Below are 20,538 nucleotides of genomic sequence, written 5' to 3' on the forward strand. Positions count from 1 at the left end.
GCCTAGTCCTTGAACACACGCTTGAAGATCGTGTCGACATGTTTGGTGTGGTAACCGATGTCGAATTTCTCTTCGATCTCCTCGGCGCTCAGGGCGGCCAGAACCTCCGCATCCCCCAGCAATTCGGTTTTGAAATCCTTGCCTTCTTCCCAGACCTTCATCGCATTGCGCTGCACCAGCTTGTAGGCGTCCTCGCGGCTGACCCCGGCCTGGGTCAGCGCCAGCAGAACCCGCTGCGACATCACCAATCCACGGAATTTGTTCATATTGGCCAGCATGTTGTCGGGGTAGATCACCAGCTTGTCGATGACGGTGGTCAGCCGGGCCAGGGCGAAATCCAGCGTGATCGTGGTGTCAGGGCCGATGTTACGCTCAACGGATGAGTGCGAAATGTCACGCTCGTGCCAGAGGGCGACATTCTCCATCGCGGGCACCACGGCCATGCGGACGAGACGCGCGAGGCCGGTGAGGTTCTCGGTCAGCACCGGGTTGCGCTTGTGCGGCATCGCCGAAGAGCCTTTTTGCCCGGCAGAAAAGAATTCCTCGGCCTCCAGCACCTCGGTGCGCTGCATGTGGCGGATTTCGGTGGCGATGTTTTCAATGGAACTGCCAACGACACCAAGGGCGGCAAAGAAGGCTGCGTGCCGGTCGCGCGGGATGACCTGGGTGGAAATCGGTTCGGGTTCCAGGCCCAATTTGGCGCAGACGTGTTCTTCGACCGCCGGATCGATGTTGGCAAAGGTGCCGACCGCGCCAGAGATTGCACCCGTCGCAATCTCGTAGCGGGCTTTTTCAAGCCGGTTCAGGTTCCGGTCCATCTCTGCGTAAAAGCGCGCGAAGGTCAGACCCATGGTGGTGGGTTCTGCGTGAATGCCGTGGCTGCGCCCGATGCGCACAGTGTCTTTGTGCTCCAGCGCGCGGCGCTTCAGGGCGGCGAGCAACGCTTTCATATCCTCGATCAGGATGTCCGAAGCGCGTACCAGCTGGACGTTGAAACAGGTGTCGAGCACGTCCGAGGATGTCATGCCCTGATGCACGAAACGCGCCTCGTCGCTGCCCACATGTCCGGCCAGATGCGTCAGAAAGGCGATCACGTCGTGCTTGGTCACCGCCTCGATCTCGTCGATGCGGGCGACGTCGAATTCCACGTCCCTCGCTTTCCAAACGGCGTCGGCGTTTGCACGCGGGATCACCCCCAGATCGGCCATCGCGTCACAGGCATGCGCTTCGATCTCGTACCAGATGCGGAATTTCGTGGCCGGGGACCAGATTGCAACCATGTCGGGACGGGAATAGCGGGGGATCATCAGCTCACCTTTTTGGCATTTGTCTTGGGCTTGCCGCGCTCTTAAACTGCGCGCGGGACAGCCACAAGCCGGGAGCCCGGGAAATGAGAGCATTGATGACCGCAGCGCTGGCAATTTGTCCGTTTGTGGTGTCGGCGGATGCGTGGAAGCCGCTGACCGGCGAAGAGATCCGCAGCGCGTTGACCGACCGGAAATTGCAGTATGCCAATGCCTCACAGGATTTCCGCGCGTCGGGCCGCACGCTCTACAATGCGGGCGCTGACAGTTGGGGCAATTGGCGTGTCGCGGGCGACCAGTATTGCAGCCAATGGCCGCCGTCCGACCTCTGGGCCTGTTACGACATGGCCCGCGCCGGCGACAGGCTGCGGTTCATCGGTCAGGGTGATGACATCACCGATGCTGTCTATGCAGACTGATCCGGGCGCGCGGGTTCTGGCGGATTTCGAGGGGGCATGGGATCTGCACCGGCAGATCATCCATGCGGATGGGACGACCGCGATGTTTCAGGGGGTGGCTGTCTGGACACCGGAGGCGGACGGGCTGATCTATCGCGAAACCGGCAGCCTGAAGATGCCGCAGGGTGCGGCGATGCAGTCGGAACGGCAGTATCGCTGGGCCGCGGGTCTGGACGTGTATTTCGATGACGGGCGGTTCTTTCACGCGGTGCCCGCAAGGGGAGGGAAGGCCACACACTGGTGTGACCCGGACACCTACAGCGTGATCTACGACTTCGCGCGCTGGCCGGTCTTCACCGCCCTGTGGGAGGTCTCGGGGCCTCGAAAATCCTACTCTCTGCACAGTCATTACAGCCGCCGTTAGCGCAACAGGTCTTGCACTGATGCTGCGGCTGCGGCATTCAGGGGGCAACATATTCTCAACAGGAGACAAACACCCATGCAATTGTCCGCTTCTCATTCCGTCCTGGCAGAGGCCTTTGGCCCGACCGAGGGCGCGGCGCGGCGCGTCAAACAGGCTGTATTGGTCGTGCTTGGCATCGTCCTGCTGGCGCTCGCCGCCAAGATCAAAGTGCCGATGTGGCCGGTGCCCATGACCATGGGAACCTTCGCGGTGCTGACAATCGGGGCGGCTTATGGCGCGCGCCTCGGTCTGGTGACGATCCTTGGCTACATGATCATCGGCGCCCTCGGCTTTGACGTCTTTGCAGGCTCCACCGCCGAGACGTTTGGACTGACCTACATGATGGGCGGCACCGGCGGCTATCTGCTGGGCTACGTGCTGGCGACCCTGATGCTGGGCGTTCTGGCGCAACGGGGCTGGGACCGTTCGGCGGTCTGGATGGCGGCTGCGATGCTGCTTGGCAATGTGCTGATCTACCTGCCGGGCCTTGCCTGGCTGGGCATTCTTTACGGCTGGGACAAGCCGATCCTCGAATGGGGTCTGACACCGTTCCTGACGGGCGATTTGCTGAAGCTGGCACTGGCCGCTGCGCTGTTGCCTGCCCTGTGGAAGCTGGTTGGCAACGCCCGTGGCTGACGCAAGCGCCCCAAAATCAAGATCGAAAAAGCCAGAGCAATCGCTCTGGCTTTTTGCGTTTCCGGCATGTCCGGATCACCGGTTGCTTTGGTTTGGGGCAGGGCGCATGCACCTTCCGGCACCATGCTATTCTGCCTCGGCCAACTCCGTGATCACGGTTGAGCTGCGCTCCAGGGTGCGATGCACCGGGCATTTATCCGCAATCTCCAGCAATCTGGCACGTTGATCCGCATCCAGTTTCCCGGTGAGGGATATGCGCCGCCGCCACGTGTCGATTTTTTCGCCCACGGCTGTTTCCGCGTCCTGCGCATGTACCTTGTCATGGCTGACGTCGACAGACACCTGGTTCAGGGGCCACCCCTTGCGGCGTGCATACATGCGGATCGTCATTGACGTGCACGCCCCCAGCCCGGCGGACAGCAGGCCATAGGGGGATAACCCCTTGTTGGTGCCGCCATAGGCCAGCGGCTCATCGGCCAGAACATGGTGCCCGTCGGAGGACGTGATGTCGGTCAGGTATCCCGCCGGATCGGCCTCGGAGACCCGCAACACGCCTTCGGGCGCCCCCGGCGGCGGCGCGGGCTGCTTGAGGTGAATGTAGCGTTGCGCCCATGTCGCGATGACGTCGGCCGCGTATTCGGCATCGTCCGCCCGGGAGATCAGATGGTCGGCGCTATCAAGGGTCACAAAGCTCTTGGGGTGTTTTGCAGCGAGGAAAATCTGGCTGGCATTGTCGATCGACACGATTTCATCGCGAGGCGCGTGCAGCACCAGTAGTGCGGCGTTCAGGGCACCGATAGACGGGGTCAGCTGCCCTTCGGCGACATCCTCGATGAATCTCTTGCCGATGCGAAACGGACGACCGCCCAAGGAGACCTCGGCAACCCCGTTCGACATGATCTCGGGCAGCGCGTCGGCAAAATTATGCGTCACATGCTCGGGGTCGAAGGGCGCTCCAAGCGTTGCGACGGCCTTGATGTTGTTTAACTGCGCGGCGGCCTTGAGCACGGCGGCGCCGCCCAGCGAATGGCCGATGATCAACGCCGGTTCCATAGAGCGTGCCGTAAGATAGGCGTTCGCCGAGATCAGATCGTCGACGTTGGACGTAAAGGACGTGTTTGAAAATTCACCACCCGAATGCCCCAACCCGGTGAAATCAAAGCGCAGGACGGCAATGCCCAGCGACGACAGCCGCGCCGAAATACGCCGCGCCGCCGGGATGTCTTTGCCGCAGGTGAAGCAATGCGCGAAAATGGCGGTTGCCAGATGCGGCCCGTTCGGCAGGTCGAGCCGGGCGGCAAGGTCCGAGCCGTCATGGCCCGTAAATTTGATGCGTTCAGTGGGCATGACAGTGCTCCTTCGGGTCCCAGAGTGGGCATCATTGGAGCGCGAGGCAAGGTCTGTGTCAGCAACATCACGGGGAGGTGACGAAGCGTTCGTACCCATCATCTGCCGGGACGAAAACGCGCCTCGAAAGGAGACGCGTTCTGACAGGTCGTGTTACGCCGTTTTGCGGGCCTTGCGGCGCGCCATGGCCCCGAAGCCACTCAATGCGCCAACCAGCAGCAGGGCCGAGGCGGGCAGTGGCACGGCAGGCACACCGTCGCCCATCACGTTCAGCACCGACGGGTTGCCGTTCGCGGCCGCGTAGACCAGCGTGAAGGCGCCGCCATCGAAAGCCCCGGTGCCCGTTGTGCGCACACCTGTCGGGTTCTCGAAGGACAGGATACGCGCGCCATCGTCGTAGATCGAAATGCCATCGTCGTGACGGGCGATGACATCAAACGCGTTCGCATAGACTTCCGTGAACGAAAACAGCGTTGTCAGATCGAACGTTGGCGTGCTCAGGCGCTTTGCGGCCACATCCGCGTCAAGGCCGCTCACGATACCGGACCCGGTAGACAGGAAATCGCCGATCGTTTCGAGATCGAGATCCTTCGGGTTGTTGTTGACCAGAAAGTCCAGTGATCCGCGATACATGAACTGATCGGCGAAACCAGTGCCGGCCGCCGCATAGCGCGCGTTGAAATTTTCCTGGTTGGCCTTTGCGTTGCGCCCTTTGCCACCGGCAGAGTAATTGACCACTTTGACCAGGAAATTGCCGCTCAGCGTTGCCGCATATGCGCTGCCGGTCAGGGTGCCAAGGGAAAGCGCGGCCGCCGCCGCAAGTGCAGTTAATTTCATCGTTTTTCCTCGTTAAACCGCGGGCATGAAATCTGCCCATGGTACTACTTGTTACTGGCGCAGGGGCCGCACTCCGGACCAATGCGGCCAGTCTTCAACCCAACTTGGCGCCGGTATATGCGCGGCATTTTCATAAATTAAGCGCGAAATGAGAACAGTCTTAACAGGCGCGGGTATCCTTGGGGACGACGTTGCGTCACCCTGACGATGTCGCGGTCTCCCGCCGGTAAATCGCCTGACTTGGGGCGGCTAGCGCCCCATCAACGCATCGTCAAACGGGTAGGTCGTCAGGTTTTCATAGCCGTCCTCGGTGATCAGCACCTGATCTTCCAGCTTGATCGAAAAATCGCCGCCCACGGTGGACACAAGCGCCTCGACACAGAGGGTCATGCCGGGCGCCAGCGGGTAGTCGTACGCCCCCTCGACCGCCTGGTCGGGGTAGGCTACCAACGGCCATTCATCGCACAGGCCGACGCCATGCATCAGGCAGCCGTATTTCTGTTTCTGGAATGGGTCGTCCAGCACATGCGTGCCCGCCGTCAGCTCCGGGATCATCACACCCGGCTTGAGCATCTGCATGTTCGTCATGATGTGCTCCACCCCGTGTTGCATGGCATAGATCATATCCGCACGGGGTTTCCGATCTCCGATCCACCAACTGCGGGAGATGTCGGTACAGATGCCGTAGCTGCCCACGAGATCGGTGTCGAAGGAGATGATCTCGTTTTGCTGGCAGACCCGGGGACCGCATTCCTGGAACCACGGGTTGGTGCGCGGCCCCGAAGAGAGCAGCCGCGTTTCGATCCACTCGCCGCCCCGGCGCACGTTTTCTGCGTGCAGTACAGCCCAGATATCGTCTTCGCAGGTTGTGCCGTCGCCGACATTTGCGCGGGCGAAGTCCTCCATCAGGCGCACGGCGGTTTCGCAGGCATGTGACGAGCAGCGCATTGCCTTGATCTCGTCCGGTCCCTTGATCGCGCGGGACTTTTCAGTGACCTCTTCGCCGTCCATCACCTCGAAACCCTGCGCTTCCAGCGCGCGCAGCCCGTGCAGCATCACCTTGTCGGCGGCAAGGCGTCTGTGGCCGGGGGCGTGTTCGTCCAGCAGGACGCGCACTTCGTTGGCGAAGCTGTTGGCCGCCACATCCACCTTGTCACCCCGGTCAAAGTAGAAAAGGTCGGCGCCGGACCGCTGTTCGCGCACCAGCGGATTGAACTTGCTGAGAAAAGGAGAGTTCTTGTAGTCCCACATCACCATGTACCCATCGGCGCAAAGCAGCACCGCACGGAATGGGTTGTGGGTGTTCCAGAGCTGCATATTGGTGCTGTCGGTCGCGTAGCGGATGTTGAGCGGGTCGAACATCAACAGGCCGGCATATCCGCGCGCCACAATATGGTCTGTCAGCCGTTTGTGACGGAAGGCGCGCATCGCGGCCAGGTCGGGCAGTTCCAGCCCTGCCGCCGCCCATTCCTCAAACGCCAGCCGGGTTGGCCCGATCTCGACGCGGTCCATATCGTTGGGGGTGCCATCGCCCAGCTTGTCGCCCCGGTTGGGGTCGATCTTGCGGCTGTCGCGGTAGTGCTGGTTCATTCTCGCCTCGCTGGCACTGTCCTGCGCCAAGCTTGGGCGCAAAACGTGCGGCGGGTTTGTTTGATTGCGACACGTTTACAGGTCGTTTTTTGAAGACAACCGGCACTGGCGGCGCTAAATGCCTGCCATGGCGGAGATTTTACAGAAAATGATCCCTTCCGACATGCTGGTCGACCGGGGCCTGCCGGGTGTCCAGCCCCTTGCAGCGGATGCATGGATTCGTGTGGATGAGGCTTATGCCGCGCAAATGGCGCATCGGCGGGACCTGATCGCACGCAAACGTACCGCCGTGTTCTGGCAGGACCAAAGCGCGCGGGATGCGGCGGCCGAAGTCCTGCGCGAAGCACTCCGGCTGTTGCCCCGGCTGGGCTACGAGGTTTCTGCCGATCGGGTGCGCTGCCCCGATGGGGTCGTGATCGACCTTGCCGATGACACGCCGCTGGCCGTTCTGGGCCGGATCATTCAGGAAGACATCTGCATCCTGGACAAGCGCGGCGACGAACATGTGCTGGTCGCCGCGTGCTTGTGTTTTCCGGCCAGCTGGCGACTGAGCGAGAAGGTCGGGCGGCCGCTGGTCGGCATTCACGACACCGTCGCGGAATATGACGACGGCATCGCGAGACGCGTGCAGCGGCTGTTTGACGGGGTGCAGGTGGCGCGCCCGCTGTGGCGGTTCAACCGGTTGTGGTACGATGATCCGGAACTGTTTCAACCGCGGTCAGCCTCGGCACCACGCCGGATCGCTCCGGGCATGGGGGACGCGCGTTATCAACGGGCAGAGCGGCAATGCATCCTGCGCCTGCCCGAGACGGGCGCTGTCGTCTTCTCGATCCACACCTATGTGGTCGCGCAGCCCGCATCCCCCGGTTAGGGCGATCCATGCGGGCATGTGCCTTTCTATGCCCGCATGGAATTGTGTGGCGTGGGATCAAGCACCCGACCAATGGTCGTGCAGGATCATGTGCGGCAGGCCATCCGATGTCTTTTGCGCGCTGCGACCCGTGGCATCCACCACGCAGGTCACCTGTTGGCGCAACGCCGAAAACCGGGGCGACCTGACGACATCCACAGGCGCGTCAAACCGCAGGGTCAGACCCCAGAAACCGCCACCGCGGGCATTGGCCGCTTTGACCTGGCCCGTGAAATCGCGCCCCAGGTAGCGCCCGGACACCGGTTGTCCCGGATGGTAGACCGGCCGCGGAGTGTTTCGGGCCTGCGCACATAACGTGTTCCAGTCGCGCGCACCCCATTGGTGTGCAACCGCTTCCAGAGCCTGCGCATGGCTGATGTCATGACCGTTTAACGCAAGCCCGGTGCGCAAGCGTCTGGCCTGCGCCTTCAGCGCGTCTCGTGAGGGGAGGGATACATCCATCTTCTTCTCCTGATGATCGCAAGAGAGGCGGAGGGGTTCGCGTTGCCATGCCCGAAGCGATCGTGATCAGATCAGAACAGGAGTATCATATCATGGCTTCACCAGAGTGCGAACGGCAGGCGCCATGGGCCCGGTCGCGTCATAGGCCGGTCTGGAGCACAAAGCAAGACGTCTGTTGTTTCAAGCAAACCGATCAGGGGCCGATTTCTGCCAGGTAAATCCGCACCGCTTCCTGAATATGGCGAAACCGGTCACCCCCCAGATGCTTGCCGCCGAACCAACGGGTCACAACGATCAGGTGGTTGTTCAGGCCTTCGCGTTCCAGCATCCGCAGGATAACCATGCCGGCGCCGGCCTCGCCATCGTCATTCTTCACCGGGCCGGACGCGGTGAGAACGGCCCAGCTGTTGTGGGTTGCCTTCGCAAACTTTTTCTTGCGCATCAAGGCTTTGATCAGAGTTTTTGCGTCGCTTTCCGACGTGCATAGCGCGCCGGAGACCGCGTATTTCGAGCCGCGGTCGCGGATGATGTTTTCGAAGGTACGCATGGCGGCGGCTTACAGATGTGCGGTGCCGCAATCAAGCGCCACCGCGTTCTGCGCCACCTTTCCGCGCCCGAAGTCGCTGTTACTTCAAGACACTGGCGGCGGTGTGCAGCGCGCTTGCGATCTGGGGCTGGCCAATGATGCCGATGGCCAGAACTCCGACCATTGCTGCGCGAAGATGAGTGGCTTCGGACAGTCTGACCCGCGAGCGCAGGAGAGACTGGTGCACATTTGCCAACCACGAGTCCCTTTCCGGCACATTCGACCGGCTTTTTGCAAGCGCGCGCTGTGTCGCCAGCTGTGTGTTGCTCAGGTTGGTGAAGGCGGCGCGCAGGCTATCCGATTCGCGCCGCTTTCTCAGCTGTCCCTGCGCGCAGGGCCGCTTCGGGATCACTTTTGACCGGGAAGGCTGCGTCACATGGCCTTTGGCAAGGGTGGTCGCAGAGGGCGCGGGCCGTGGTGTGCGTGCGCTTGCGGAAATCCGGGGGCGTCGCACCTGCACCTTGTCGTCCGCATCTTCGGGAGCAAACATGCGGAGGAATGCTTCTTTCGTCAGACGGGTTTCTTCCGACAGCCATTGCACATGGATCGGGTCGGTCTTTTCTGTCAGATAATAAAGCAGGGCGGCGAGGATGGCGTCGTGTTCCGCAAGTGCTTCGCCATCCGGGCCGGTCACTTCAACGCGCAGTTCACGGTGGCCTTTGGCCATGCAAGGCAGGTCTTCGGTTTCGCTTTGGGGCGTCGCGGTGCCCGGAAACAGCAGCCCGATTTCCAGCAGCTTGCCGCGCAGTCTCGCCTCATTCTCGGCGACCGTCACGTCGCAGAAACTCTTTGCCCCGATTTCACTCATAAACACGGACGTCAGGTGCTTGATCTCCGCAAGATCGACCGTTGTCTCGTCACTCAGTAACATCCCAGAATGATAACACGTGCCATTACATGACATGGTTTCTCTCCTGTATGTGTTCAACCTGAAGTTATCTGCGGAATATGGTGATCATTGGGTGAGACGGTGTAATTGAGAAGATTTTCCCGTTTTAGGGGAGCGTCGGTTTTGTTTAGTTGTTTCAGGGAAATAGACACCACAGACGGCGGCGCGCGGCCGGAATGCCACGGAATTGCCACAAATTCGCGGCAATTTTTGCGAAAATGCTCAGGAACGGCCGGGGCTTGATGTGACCGCGCACCGCGGAGTCGCGGACATTCAAAGAAAAGAGGCGCCCAACCGGACGCCTCTTCTGTCTTTGTCAGAAAGCTGAACTTCTCAGCAGCTGTAATACATCGCGAACTCAACCGGGTGCGGCGTGTGCTCGTACTGCTCGATCTCTTCCATTTTCAGGTCGATGTAGCCGTCGATCTGGTCTTTGGTGAAGACATCGCCCTTCAGCAGGAAGTCATGATCCGCCGTCAGCGCCTCGATGGCTTCGCGCAGCGATCCGCATACCGTCGGGATGCCTGCGAGTTCTTCGGCGGGCAGATCGTAGAGGTTCTTGTCCATCGCCTCACCCGGATCGATCTTGTTCTCGATCCCGTCGATACCCGCCATCAGCAGGGCGGCAAAAGCGAGATAAGGGTTGGCGGACGGATCGGGGAAGCGGGCCTCGACGCGCTTGGCTTTCGGGCTTTCGGTCCACGGGATCCGCACACAGCCGGAGCGGTTGCGCGCGGAATAGGCGCGCAGCACGGGCGCTTCAAAGCCCGGGATCAGTCGCTTGTAGCTGTTGGTACCGGGGTTGGTGAAGGCGTTCAGCGTCTTGGCATGCTTAAGAATGCCGCCGATGTAGTAGAGCGCTTCCTGAGACAGATCCGCGTATTTGTCACCCGCGAAAACCGGCTTGCCGTCCTTCCAGATCGACATGTTGACGTGCATGCCCGTGCCGTTGTCTCCGGCAATCGGCTTCGGCATGAAGGTCGCGGATTTGCCATAGGCGTGGGCCACGTTGTGGATCACGTATTTGTACTTCTGCAGCTCGTCGGCCTGTTTGGTCAGGCTGTCGAAGATCAGGCCCAGTTCGTGCTGGCAGGAGGCCACCTCGTGGTGATGCTTGTCCACCTTCATGCCCAGACGCTTCATGGTCGAGAGCATCTCGGAGCGCAGATCCTGGCTTTCGTCGATCGGGTTTACCGGGAAATAGCCGCCCTTGACGCCGGGACGGTGACCCATGTTGCCCATCTCGTATTCGGTATCGGTGTTCCAGGAACCGTCGGAGGCATCAACTTCGTACGATACCTTGTTGATCGTATTGGAATATCTCACGTTGTCGAAGAGGAAGAATTCCGCTTCGGGGCCCATGTAGGCCACGTCGCCGATGCCGGAAGATTTCAGGTATTCCTCAGCCTTCTGAGCGGTGCCGCGCGGGTCGCGCTCATAGGCTTCGCCGGTGTCGGGCTCGACCACGGAACAATGCAGGCAGACGGTTTTCTCGGCGTAGAAGGGGTCGATATAGGCGCTGTCGGTGTCGGGCATCAGTTTCATGTCGGATGCTTCGATCGACTTCCAGCCCTCGATGGAGGAGCCGTCAAACATGAACCCTTCCTCAAGAAAATCTTCATCCACCTGATCGGCCATCACAGTCACGTGCTGCAGTTTGCCACGCGGGTCTGTGAAACGGATGTCGACGTATGCGACGTCCTCATCCTTGATCATGCTTAGCAGTTCATTGCTCATTCTCGATATCCCTCTTCAATGGAATGATAATATGTCTGACGCGCCGATCAGAGCGCTTCCGAGCCGGTTTCGCCCGTGCGGATCCGGATCGCTTGTTCTACCGGCGTCACAAAAATCTTGCCGTCCCCGATCTTCTCGGTCTTGGCTGCCGATACGATGGCGTCGATGGCAGCATCGACCATGTCATCGTCCAGAACGATTTCAATCTTCACCTTCGGCAGGAAATCCACGACATATTCAGCGCCGCGGTAAAGCTCGGTGTGGCCCTTCTGGCGGCCAAAGCCCTTGACCTCGATCACGGACAGGCCTTGCACGCCCACCTCTTGCAGGGCCTCTTTGACCTCGTCCAGTTTGAACGGTTTAATCACCGCCTCGATCTTCTTCATGGGGGCCTCCCTGCCTGTGTTTCGTTAGGTGTCAGATCATTTCGCACTAGAGCGGTCCATGCGTAGGCGTTAACTGAAAGATGACTCCGGTATTTTTGGCTGTGCGCCGCCTATTCTGAGGGCATGTCGCACAAAAAATAAGCAGAAGTGAATCGCGAAGGGATGAAATGACGGAATTATTGACGGCAAACCAGATGCGCGCCCTCGAAAGTGCGGCCATTGAGTCGGGCAAGGTGACGGGGCTGGAGCTGATGGAGCGCGCCGGGCAGGGCGTGGTGGATGCGCTCTGCAACAACTGGCCGGAACTTGCCGAAACCGCCCATCGCGCGCTGGTTCTTTGCGGTCCGGGGAACAACGGCGGCGACGGTTTCGTGATCGCGCGGCTGCTGGCGGACAGGGGCTGGCAGGTTGACGTGTTTCTTTACGGCAAGGCCGAGAAGCTGCCCCCCGATGCCCGCGCCAATCACGATCGGTGGATCGAAACCGGAGAAGCACACCAATGGGACGTCGATCTGATCCTGTCGGGCGCGCGCCCTGACGTGATTGTGGATGCTGTTTTTGGCATCGGATTGACCCGCCCGTTGCCGGGCGAGGTAGCGCGGGTTCTGGATCACCATGCCCGGGAGTCCTGGAAGAACTGGATGCGCATTCGGAAAGTCGCCGTGGATTGCCCCTCGGGACTCAATCTCGACAATGGCCACGTGCCCCTTGAGCCAGATATGGAGGCGCCTGCATCCGAACCACCACCGGGACGATCCAACATTGCCGACCTGACGGTCACCTTCCACACGCCAAAGCCGGGTCATTATCTTGAGCTGGGGCCGCTGATGAGTCGACATCTGGCCGTCGCCGACATCGGCCTGCGCGGCGACGCGATGGAGCGCGGCATCATCGGGCTGCCCGCTGATCCGGAGCGCGCCCGCCTGACCGAGCCGAAGCATTTCGGCGCCGCGGGACTGACCGCACTGGAACCCGGCACTTGGCCATCATCGGTTCTGCCCAAACGTCGCGGCGGTGCGCATAAGTACGACTTCGGCCATCTCATTGTCTTTGCTGGTGGCGTGGGGCGTGGTGGTGCGGGCCGGATGGCTGCGCGGGCCGGTTTGCGCGCCGGTGCCGGACTGGTGACGCTTGTGTGCCCCAAGGCCGCCCTGATGGAGAACGCGATGCAACTGAATGCGGTCATGCTGAGGGGGCTCGACGACCCGAACCTGCTGGGTGAGGTCGCGGATGACCGGGTGTCGGGGTTCTGCCTGGGGCCGGGGCTGGGTGTCGGCACGCGAACCCGGGCGCTGGTGCAGGCGGCTCTGGCCCGGAAGGCGGGCGAGAGGGATTGGCGGCGGCCCGTCGTGGTGCTGGACGCGGATGCCCTTACAAGCTTTGCGGATGATCCCGAAACGCTCTTTGCCGAGGTGCACGAACGCACCATTCTGACGCCGCATGAAGGCGAGTTTGCCCGGCTTTTCCCGGACCTCGCAGAAGCCGTGCGCGGGGCGAAGTCCAAAATTGACGTCGTGCGGGAGGCGGCGGCGCGCGCGGGTTGCGTGGTCTTGCTGAAAGGCGCCGATACCGTCATCACCAACCCCGAAGGCGCGGCCTGTCTGCACGCTGCTGCTTACGACCGCGCCGCGCCCTGGCTGGCCACAGCAGGGGCCGGGGATGTGTTGGCGGGCATGATCGCCGGACTGGCGGCCTCTCCCGTCTCAGCGGATCTGATTGTCGCTGCCGAGGCGGCGGTGTGGTTGCACGTGGAATGCGCACGCTCCTTCGGGCCGGGGCTGATCGCCGAAGACCTGCCGGAAGAGCTTCCCAAAGTGTTGCGCGCCCTGAGCCTTTAAGCTGCGTCCTGCGTCCGGCTCAGCGCGATATCGTCGGCTGATGCCAACTCCATCCCGTCGGCGTAAAGGATACGCGGGGCACCGCAGAAGATCCGGAAAAGCGTCAGGGCCCTTTGTCCGACATCTTCGATAAATTCACCGTCGATCAGCGCCTGCGCCGGAACCAGCGCCTGCGTCTGGCCCAGAAAGGCCTTGGCCCGCCAGTCGCGCACCAGCACGCGCTGCGCGCCCGACAGCAGGCTGTCGCGGTCGGGGCGGTCATGGCCCAGTGATCCGGCGATCACGTACACTGCCTGCGTCACGACGCTGCGCGTTTCGATCCGTTCAATCGGTATGGCCCCGGCGTTCCGGGTGATGACATGTGTCCCGGGGCACAGGTCTTCGACGGCGCAATTGCCATTCAGGGTGGGTATGCTAGCGCCCGCAACCAGTCCCGCAAAGGGAGATGTTGCCTGCGCCATATGGCCCGCAGGGCGGTATCCACCGCCTACGCGCCCGGCCGTTTTCGGCTTCATGGGCGTCTTCCTTTTCAACCTGCCTCAAGGTTGAAGGCACGATAGACCAGATCCGCCACGAAGTCTTTGATTTTTTGCTCTCGCCAGTGGCCGCAGGGTTTGCTAGGAAGCCCGCGATCCGGTGATGACGACCGGACCGTGCGGGTGTGGCGGAATTGGTAGACGCACCAGATTTAGGTTCTGGCGCCGCAAGGCGTGGGGGTTCAAGTCCCTTCACCCGCACCACGTCAATCCCTCCCGTGGCCAGCCCTTTGGAACAGGCAGAGAACGCCTCTTGCACCTTGCGCGCTTGGCACTTAGAAGGGCGGAAAATTTATGCCCGCGCCCGCCCGGCGCGCCTCTTTTACATGGAGCACACATGCAGGTCACCGAGACGCTGAACGAAGGTCTGAAACGCGGCTATGCCATCACGGTCACCGCCGCAGAGCTGGAGGCCAAGGTCAACGAGAAACTGGCGGAAGCCCAGCCGGAAGTCGAAATGAAAGGCTTTCGCAAGGGCAAGGTGCCGATGGCGCTGCTGAAAAAGCAGTTCGGCCAGCGGGTGATGGGCGAGGCGATGCAGGAAAGCATCGACGGCGCGATGAGCGAACACTTTGAATCCTCCGGCGACCGTCCGGCGTTGCAGCCCGAAGTCAAGATGACCAACGAGGACTGGAAAGAGGGTGACGATGTCGAGGTATCGATGTCCTACGAGGCGCTGCCCGACATCCCCGAAGTCGAATACACCAAGATCAAGCTGGAAAAACTGGTTGTGAAGGCCGAAGACGCGGCCGTGAACGAAGCGCTGGCCAATCTCGCCGAAACCGCGCAGGACTTCAAAGCCCGCAAGAAAGGGTCCAAGGCCAAGGACGGTGATCAGGTCGTGATGGATTTCGTTGGCAAAGTGGACGGCGAAGCCTTTGAGGGCGGCTCTGCGGAAGACTATCCGCTGGTGCTGGGCTCCAACTCCTTCATCCCCGGCTTCGAAGAGCAGCTGGTTGGCGTGAAAGCGGGCGAGGAGAAGACAGTCAACGTGTCCTTCCCGGATGACTATCAGGCCGAGAACCTGAAAGGCAAAGAGGCGGTGTTCGATTGCACCATCAAGGAAGTCAAAGAACCCGTTGCCGCCGAAATCAACGATGAACTGGCCACCAAGTTCGGTGCCGAGGATCTCTCTGCGCTGAAAACGCAAATCTCAGAACGTCTGGAAGCGGAATACGCCGGGGCGGCGCGTGCGGTGATGAAGCGCAGCCTGCTGGATGCGCTGGATGAGCTTGTCGATTTCGATCTGCCGCCCTCGCTGGTCGAAGCGGAAGCCGGTCAGATCGCGCATCAGCTCTGGCACGAGGAAAACCCGGATGTCGAAGGCCATGATCACCCGGAGATCGAAGCCACTGAAGAGCACACCAAGCTGGCGACGCGCCGCGTGCGCCTCGGCCTGCTGCTGGCCGAGATCGGCCAGAAGGCCGAAGTGGAAGTCACCGATGCCGAGATGACGCAGGCGATCATGAACCAGGCGCGCCAGTACCCCGGTCAGGAGCGCCAGTTCTTCGAATTCGTTCAGCAAAACCAGCAGATGCAGCAGCAGATGCGCGCGCCGCTGTTCGAAGACAAGGTGGTTGATCACGTATTCGAGCAGGCCACGATCAAGGAGAAAACAGTCTCCAAGGATGATCTGCAGAAAGCCGTTGAGGCGCTGGAAGACGAATAATCCTTCCCGCTATGGCATGATAAAAGGGGCCGCGCTGGCGATGCGCGGCCCCTTTTTGTTTGTCGTGCAGGGGTCAGAGTTGAATGCGGAACCGCGCAAAGCCGTCCGCACCTTCGCCCGCAGGGGCCACGGTGACGCCTTTGACGTCATCCACATAGTCCTCTGCTTTCGGCCCGGTGTCGAAAAGGACGGAAGCCCCGTCCAGCGGTTTGAAGGTCCAGTTCGCATCGGCGCGCGGGCTGACGGTGCCGTTCTGCACGATGTAACGGACGATCACGTCGCGGTTTGTATCCGGCCCCTCAAAGACAATCGTGTCGCCTTTGGCACCGGGGAAATCGCCACCGCCGCTGGCGCGGTAATTGTTGGTCGCAATGATGAATTTCTGATCGGGGTCAAGCGGTTCACCATTGTATTTCAACTCAACGATCCGGTTGGCATCGGGGTTGATCAGCACGCCCTTGGGGTCGAACTTCGACGGTTGGCTGAGGTCGATCTGGTAGGTCACACCGTCCATCACATCGAAGTTGTAAGAGGGGAAGCTGTCGTTGATCAGAGGCTGGTCCGCCTTGCCCGGGGTGACCTGGTTGAACATGCCTGCCGACCGTTCGAGCCAGTCCTTGACCTCGGCTCCGGTCACCAGCACAGCCCGTGCGGTATTGGGGTAGAGGTAGAGGTCGGAGACGTTCTTGATCGCCACGTCCCCCTTGGGCACATCGGTGTAGTATTCCGGGCCACCACGTCCGCCCGCCTTGAAGGGCGCGGCCGCGGACAGGACAGGAAGCCCCTCATATTCAGTGCCTTGCAGCATTTCCTTGATGTACCAGGTCTGCGCGTTGGAGACGATCTGCACCGAGGGATCATCTGCCACCAGCGCAAAGTAGCTGTGCAGGTTCGCATCCGTTTTGCCAACCGCCCGGCGCACATAGGCAAGGGTCTCGTCATGTTCCTGCTGAACGCTGGCGAGTACCGCTTCATCGCTCTCCACCAGCGCGGTGATCGACCTGTCTTCATTGCGTTTCGAGATCGGGCGCGCCTCGGACGCATGCCCGGCGATGCGCCAGCTCCCGCCGTCCCGTTCCAGCATCAGGTCGATCAGGCCAAGGTGACTGCCCCAGAAACCGCCCATGGTCGCCGGTTTGCCGTGGATCGTCCCTGCATTAGCGTCGACAGCGGCGTAATCCTGATAGGTGCCGGAGGGAAACACGAGGTGGCTGTGCCCGGTCAGAATGGCGTCAATCCCCGGAACCGCCGCCAGCGGGACGGAGGCGTTTTCCATCATCTCGCTTTCATCCGCCGATCCGATACCCGAGTGAGACAGCGCAATGATGATATCCGCGCCTTCTTCTTTCATCTGAGGGACATAGGCGCGGGCGGCTTCAAGGATATCACGGGTCTCTACCTTGCCTTCAAGATGTCGGCGGTCCCAGTTCATGATCTGCGGTGGCACAAAGCCGATAAGGCCGATCCTGATCGGATGAGTGTTGCCTGCACCGTCTGTCAGCGTCCGGTCGATGATCGTGTAGGGTTTGATCAGCGGGATGTCGGCAGTTGGCGATGCGCCCATCTGCTTGACCACATTTGCAGACAGCACCGGGAAATCCGCACCGGCCAGAGATTTCATCAGGAAATCAAGGCCATAGTTGAACTCGTGATTGCCGAGCGTTGACGCATCGAAGCCCACGGTATTCATCGCGGCGATCACCGGATGCATGTCGCCGTCTTTCATGCCGCGTTCATAGGCGATGTAATCACCCATCGGATTGCCTTGCAGGAAGTCGCCATTGTCGAGCAGCAGGGAATTCGTGGCCTCGGACCGGATGTCGCTGATGATCGAGGCGGTGCGCGCAAGGCCAACAGTATCGCGGGGTTTGTCGGCGTAGTAGTCGTAGGGAAAGACATGCACATGCAGGTCGGTGGTTTCCATCAGGCGCAAATGAGCCTGACCAGCGGCAGCATGCACGGAAAATGGGTGCACGGCCAGCAGGCCGGCACTGCCAGCGATGAAGGAGCGGCGGGAGAGGCGGAGGGTCATGGCGGATTTCCTTTGGTCTGAACGCACTGGAGGAAGAGATGCCGGGGGCAGATCACAGCATCATGACCCTCAGGATCAACCGGCGGGAAACGTCCGTCAAGCTCAAGTTTCCCGCGATGGTAGCAGGTATCACCCCGGGCGCAGGCCCGTCTCGACCAGCATGCCGCGCCTTTTGGCCTCGTAATAGTAGCCGCGAGCGTACCACATGATGGCCCTGTCCTGTTGGCCGTCCGACAACAACCAGGCTCCGCGCAGGTACTTGCCTGCGTATTTGAGGTTGGTTTCGGCATCCAGCAGATCGTTTGGCGCCCCGCGGAACCCCATGGTGCGGGCGGTCTGCGGCAGGATTTGCAGCAAGCCGTAATAGGGGCCGTTGCGAACCCAGGGACGGTGCGTGCTTTCCCGGATCGCCAGTTTGTGTACCAAGGGCCGCGGCAATTCATAGAGATCGGCGTATTGGTTTATCAGGCGCCGCAACTCGGGTGTCTCGTTCGGGTAGAGGGGCGGATTGTATCCAGCCGGGTCCGGGGGCGCGCAGCCGGTCAGGAGCAGGGCGGTCAGGGCATAGATGAAATTGCGCCGTGGTAGGCTTGTGACTGGTTGCGGAGAACGGGGCATAGCGCGTCCCAAATGGCTGATGGTCCACGCACCCTATCGGTGACGCAGCCCGGTGCAAGCTGGCCTTTGCCTGTCGGCATTATGTTGCTGCGCGCCGGGACAGCGCGCTCTGATCACCCCAATTGCATCATGTGGCTAGGTCAGCCCGACCTTTTGCAACACAAGATCGGCGCGGTCAGACACCGGGGCCTTCGGTAACAGACATATCGCGTAGCCCAATGCGTCAAATGCCTGTTCCAGCCGGTGATACTCGGCAATTGCCGTGCTCAGGTCATGCTGTCTGTCGGCGTCCCTGGTAAAGATTTCCGGCCATGGCGGGGCCAGAAACACGCAAGGCGCATAGCGGTGCGCCCCGGCAAGTGTTTCCGCCACCGGAACGCCTATCGCCTGTTGAAGCGCGACGGCGGCATCTACCAGCCCCCTGTCGAAAAACACAAACCCGCCGCGTTCAGCAGCGGCTGACAGGTCATGTCTGGCCATCTCTGTCGCCCGCCGTGCGAAGGCCGCCATATCGACCCAGGGCAAGGCCTTGCCATCGCCCGCTTTCTGCTCGGCCACGATGCGCCGTCCCGGTTCTTTCACAACCGCGTGGCCGCGCGCCTCGATCTCGTCCAGCAGCGTTGATTTGCCACCGCCGGAACACCCTGAAATGAGAACACGCCCGTTCATGACGGCAGGATGCCTCTTTGTGCAGGATGGTGAAAGCCCTTTCCGGTCAGCGACCGTCGCAAAATGCCGATGCGGCGGCGGGCAACAAAAAAAGCCGGGGACCTGACAGGCACCCGGCTTTTTCGTGATGTGATATGAGACCGATCAGGACTTGGTTTCTGCGTCGTCCTGATCTTCCTCGGACGGCTCGGACACGGCTTCGGCCAGATCTTCGTCTTCGGAGGTCGCAGCCCCTATATCCTCGAAAAGCTCGGCAATTTCGAAGTCGGCAGCGGCTTCTTCTTCGGCGGCCAGTTCCTGAATGGATTTACCGGCAGCCTGCAATTCGGCCTCTTCGGGCGAGCGGGCCACGTTGAGCTCGATTGTGGCGTCGACTTCCGGGTGCAGAACGATCTGTACGGAATGCAGGCCCAGTTCCTTGATCGGCTGCAGAACAACCTGTTTGCGATCCACGGTGAATCCGGCCTCGGTCGCGGCTTCGGCGGCGTCGCGGGTGGTGACAGAGCCGTAGAGCGCGCCGGAATCGGACGCGGAGCGAATCACGATGAACTGCTGCCCATCGAGTTTCTCTGCGAGCGATGACGCTTCTTTCTTGGTCTCCAGGTTGCGGGCCTCAAGCTGCGCTTTTTGCTGCTCGAAGGCTTCGATGTTGGATTTCGAAGCGCTGAGCGCCTTGCCTTGCGGCAACAGGAAGTTGCGGGCGTAGCCGGGTTTCACATCGACGACTTCGCCCATCTGGCCCAGTTTTGCGACACGTTCGAGAAGGATAACTTGCATGATGCTCTCCTTACTTCACGGCGTAGGGCAGAAGTGCCAGAAAGCGGGCGCGTTTGATGGCACGGGCCAGCTCGCGTTGCTTCTTGGCAGAGACTGCGGTGATACGGCTGGGCACGATCTTGCCGCGCTCAGAGATGTAGCGTTGCAGCAGACGGGTGTCCTTGTAGTCGATCTTCGGCGCGTTGTCGCCCGAGAAGGGGCAGACCTTGCGACGGCGGAAAAATGGTTTAGCGGCCATGGGTTATATCCTTGTCCTGAAGCTGACTAACGGCGCTCGCGGCGGTCGCCACGGTCGCGTTCGTCGCGTTTCTGCATCTGCACGGAAGGCAGTTCCGCGTGCTCATCGACCTTGATGGTCAGAACGCGCATCACGTCGTCATGCAGGCGCATCAGGCGTTCCATTTCCTGAACGGCCGGTGCCGGGGCATCCGAGCGCAGGAAGGCATAGTGGCCCTTGCGGTTCTTGTTGATCTTGTAGGCCATCGTCTTGACGCCCCAGTACTCGTGATCCACGAGATTGCCGCCGTTGTCGGACAGGACGGCGCCGAAATGTTCGATCAGCCCTTCGGCCTGCGTGTTGGACAGGTCCTGACGCGCGATCATAACATGCTCATATTTAGGCATGTAGCTTCCTCATTTATATCAAGGCGCATTTCAAAGGTGGGGCCTGGTATCCTTCTGCGGCCCCGCCACGAGAGACTGCGCGGTTCAAGTATGTGCAAAAGGAAGGGCCGATATACACGCTTTGGCGTGCAGCGCAAGGCTCTATGCCCGCCCCATGCGCGCCCGCATTGACGGCATCTTTCTTAAAATAGTCCCGGCCGCGCCAGAAAGCCGTCTTATTTGCGTCTTGA

General features: G+C 61.0%; 22 protein-coding genes and 1 tRNA gene. 7 read left to right on the forward strand and 16 right to left on the reverse strand.

The window, feature by feature from the left end; translation table 11 throughout:
* Nucleotides 1-2: 2 nt before the first annotated feature.
* Nucleotides 3-1,307: an adenylosuccinate lyase gene (gene purB / locus KX928_RS11960; protein WP_219502428.1), complete on the reverse strand. Its 1,305-nt coding sequence runs from the start codon at nucleotides 1,305-1,307 to the stop codon at nucleotides 3-5.
* Between the two features lie 83 nt (nucleotides 1,308-1,390).
* Between purB and KX928_RS11965 the strand changes: the two genes are divergently transcribed.
* The 3 genes from KX928_RS11965 (at nucleotide 1,391) to KX928_RS11975 (ending at nucleotide 2,801) form a co-directional block, all read left to right on the forward strand.
* Nucleotides 1,391-1,723 (forward strand): hypothetical protein, encoded by a 333-nt coding sequence (locus tag KX928_RS11965; protein WP_219502430.1) that lies wholly within the window; start codon nucleotides 1,391-1,393, stop codon nucleotides 1,721-1,723.
* The gene (locus KX928_RS11970; protein ID WP_219502432.1) at nucleotides 1,713-2,126 is read left to right on the forward strand and encodes a DUF6314 family protein; all 414 of its coding nucleotides are present in this window, start codon (nucleotides 1,713-1,715) and stop codon (nucleotides 2,124-2,126) included. Before KX928_RS11965 ends, KX928_RS11970 begins: the two co-directional genes overlap by 11 nt.
* A gap of 75 nt (nucleotides 2,127-2,201) precedes the next feature.
* Complete coding sequence (locus KX928_RS11975; RefSeq protein WP_219502434.1) at nucleotides 2,202-2,801, forward strand: biotin transporter BioY; 600 nt, start codon at nucleotides 2,202-2,204, stop codon at nucleotides 2,799-2,801.
* Nucleotides 2,802-2,927: 126 nt separating this feature from the next.
* On the opposite strand, the gene KX928_RS11980 is transcribed toward KX928_RS11975, so the two are convergent.
* The 3 genes from KX928_RS11980 to dddP form a co-directional block, all read right to left on the reverse strand.
* Nucleotides 2,928-4,148 (reverse strand): bifunctional alpha/beta hydrolase/OsmC family protein, encoded by a 1,221-nt coding sequence (locus KX928_RS11980; RefSeq protein WP_219502436.1) that lies wholly within the window; start codon nucleotides 4,146-4,148, stop codon nucleotides 2,928-2,930.
* Between the two features lie 153 nt (nucleotides 4,149-4,301).
* On the reverse strand, nucleotides 4,302-4,985 hold the full coding sequence (locus KX928_RS11985; RefSeq protein WP_219502438.1) for a VPLPA-CTERM sorting domain-containing protein: 684 nt from the start codon (nucleotides 4,983-4,985) through the stop codon (nucleotides 4,302-4,304).
* A 249-nt stretch (nucleotides 4,986-5,234) separates the two neighbouring features.
* A complete protein-coding gene (dddP, locus tag KX928_RS11990) occupies nucleotides 5,235-6,575 on the reverse strand; it encodes a dimethylsulfonioproprionate lyase DddP (protein ID WP_219502440.1) in 1,341 nt (446 codons plus the stop codon).
* Between the two features lie 127 nt (nucleotides 6,576-6,702).
* Between dddP and KX928_RS11995 the strand changes: the two genes are divergently transcribed.
* Nucleotides 6,703-7,446 (forward strand): heme-dependent oxidative N-demethylase family protein, encoded by a 744-nt coding sequence (locus KX928_RS11995; protein WP_219502442.1) that lies wholly within the window; start codon nucleotides 6,703-6,705, stop codon nucleotides 7,444-7,446.
* 57 nt (nucleotides 7,447-7,503) lie between these two features.
* On the opposite strand, the gene KX928_RS12000 is transcribed toward KX928_RS11995, so the two are convergent.
* The 5 genes from KX928_RS12000 to KX928_RS12020 form a co-directional block, all read right to left on the reverse strand.
* On the reverse strand, nucleotides 7,504-7,947 hold the full coding sequence (locus tag KX928_RS12000) for a glyoxalase superfamily protein (protein WP_219502444.1): 444 nt from the start codon (nucleotides 7,945-7,947) through the stop codon (nucleotides 7,504-7,506).
* A gap of 193 nt (nucleotides 7,948-8,140) precedes the next feature.
* Nucleotides 8,141-8,494, reverse strand: coding sequence for a YigZ family protein (locus KX928_RS12005; RefSeq protein WP_219502448.1), 354 nt, complete (start codon nucleotides 8,492-8,494; stop codon nucleotides 8,141-8,143).
* Nucleotides 8,495-8,573: 79 nt separating this feature from the next.
* Entirely contained in the window at nucleotides 8,574-9,404 is an 831-nt protein-coding gene (locus tag KX928_RS12010; RefSeq protein WP_219502451.1) for a hypothetical protein, read from the reverse strand.
* Nucleotides 9,405-9,755: 351 nt separating this feature from the next.
* Nucleotides 9,756-11,159: a type I glutamate--ammonia ligase gene (gene glnA, locus KX928_RS12015; RefSeq protein WP_219502454.1), complete on the reverse strand. Its 1,404-nt coding sequence runs from the start codon at nucleotides 11,157-11,159 to the stop codon at nucleotides 9,756-9,758.
* A gap of 47 nt (nucleotides 11,160-11,206) precedes the next feature.
* Nucleotides 11,207-11,545 carry a P-II family nitrogen regulator gene (locus KX928_RS12020; RefSeq protein ID WP_219502456.1) on the reverse strand — a complete coding sequence of 113 codons (339 nt, stop codon included), beginning with the start codon at nucleotides 11,543-11,545 and terminating at the stop codon, nucleotides 11,207-11,209.
* Nucleotides 11,546-11,712: 167 nt separating this feature from the next.
* On the opposite strand from KX928_RS12020, the gene KX928_RS12025 reads away from it, so the two are divergent.
* Nucleotides 11,713-13,383 (forward strand): NAD(P)H-hydrate dehydratase, encoded by a 1,671-nt coding sequence (locus KX928_RS12025; protein ID WP_219502459.1) that lies wholly within the window; start codon nucleotides 11,713-11,715, stop codon nucleotides 13,381-13,383.
* Here the strand turns inward: KX928_RS12025 and KX928_RS12030 are convergent.
* Nucleotides 13,380-13,898 (reverse strand): Hint domain-containing protein, encoded by a 519-nt coding sequence (locus tag KX928_RS12030; RefSeq protein WP_219502462.1) that lies wholly within the window; start codon nucleotides 13,896-13,898, stop codon nucleotides 13,380-13,382. The genes KX928_RS12025 and KX928_RS12030 overlap by 4 nt on opposite strands.
* A gap of 140 nt (nucleotides 13,899-14,038) precedes the next feature.
* Here KX928_RS12030 and KX928_RS12035 point away from each other — a divergent pair.
* Together KX928_RS12035 and tig are read left to right on the forward strand one after the other, a co-directional pair.
* Nucleotides 14,039-14,123, forward strand: a tRNA-Leu gene (locus KX928_RS12035).
* 133 nt (nucleotides 14,124-14,256) lie between these two features.
* On the forward strand, nucleotides 14,257-15,588 hold the full coding sequence (gene tig / locus KX928_RS12040; protein WP_219502464.1) for a trigger factor: 1,332 nt from the start codon (nucleotides 14,257-14,259) through the stop codon (nucleotides 15,586-15,588).
* A gap of 73 nt (nucleotides 15,589-15,661) precedes the next feature.
* On the opposite strand, the gene KX928_RS12045 is transcribed toward tig, so the two are convergent.
* The 6 genes from KX928_RS12045 to rpsF all read right to left on the reverse strand — a co-directional run bounded on the left by KX928_RS12045 (nucleotide 15,662) and on the right by rpsF (nucleotide 20,308).
* A complete protein-coding gene (locus KX928_RS12045) occupies nucleotides 15,662-17,620 on the reverse strand; it encodes a bifunctional 2',3'-cyclic-nucleotide 2'-phosphodiesterase/3'-nucleotidase (protein ID WP_219502468.1) in 1,959 nt (652 codons plus the stop codon).
* Nucleotides 17,621-17,749: 129 nt separating this feature from the next.
* A complete protein-coding gene (locus KX928_RS12050) occupies nucleotides 17,750-18,238 on the reverse strand; it encodes a lytic transglycosylase domain-containing protein (protein ID WP_219502471.1) in 489 nt (162 codons plus the stop codon).
* A gap of 135 nt (nucleotides 18,239-18,373) precedes the next feature.
* Complete coding sequence (locus KX928_RS12055; RefSeq protein ID WP_219502474.1) at nucleotides 18,374-18,907, reverse strand: AAA family ATPase; 534 nt, start codon at nucleotides 18,905-18,907, stop codon at nucleotides 18,374-18,376.
* A 144-nt stretch (nucleotides 18,908-19,051) separates the two neighbouring features.
* Entirely contained in the window at nucleotides 19,052-19,684 is a 633-nt protein-coding gene (gene rplI / locus KX928_RS12060; RefSeq protein ID WP_219502476.1) for a 50S ribosomal protein L9, read from the reverse strand.
* Nucleotides 19,685-19,694: 10 nt separating this feature from the next.
* Nucleotides 19,695-19,922 (reverse strand): 30S ribosomal protein S18, encoded by a 228-nt coding sequence (gene rpsR, locus KX928_RS12065; RefSeq protein WP_005982441.1) that lies wholly within the window; start codon nucleotides 19,920-19,922, stop codon nucleotides 19,695-19,697.
* 26 nt (nucleotides 19,923-19,948) lie between these two features.
* Nucleotides 19,949-20,308: a 30S ribosomal protein S6 gene (gene rpsF, locus KX928_RS12070; RefSeq protein WP_219502479.1), complete on the reverse strand. Its 360-nt coding sequence runs from the start codon at nucleotides 20,306-20,308 to the stop codon at nucleotides 19,949-19,951.
* Between the last annotated feature and the right edge of the window lie 230 nt (nucleotides 20,309-20,538).

Origin of the sequence: Roseobacter insulae, from assembly GCF_019375555.1 — a bacterium.
Lineage (GTDB): Bacteria > Pseudomonadota > Alphaproteobacteria > Rhodobacterales > Rhodobacteraceae > Roseobacter > Roseobacter insulae.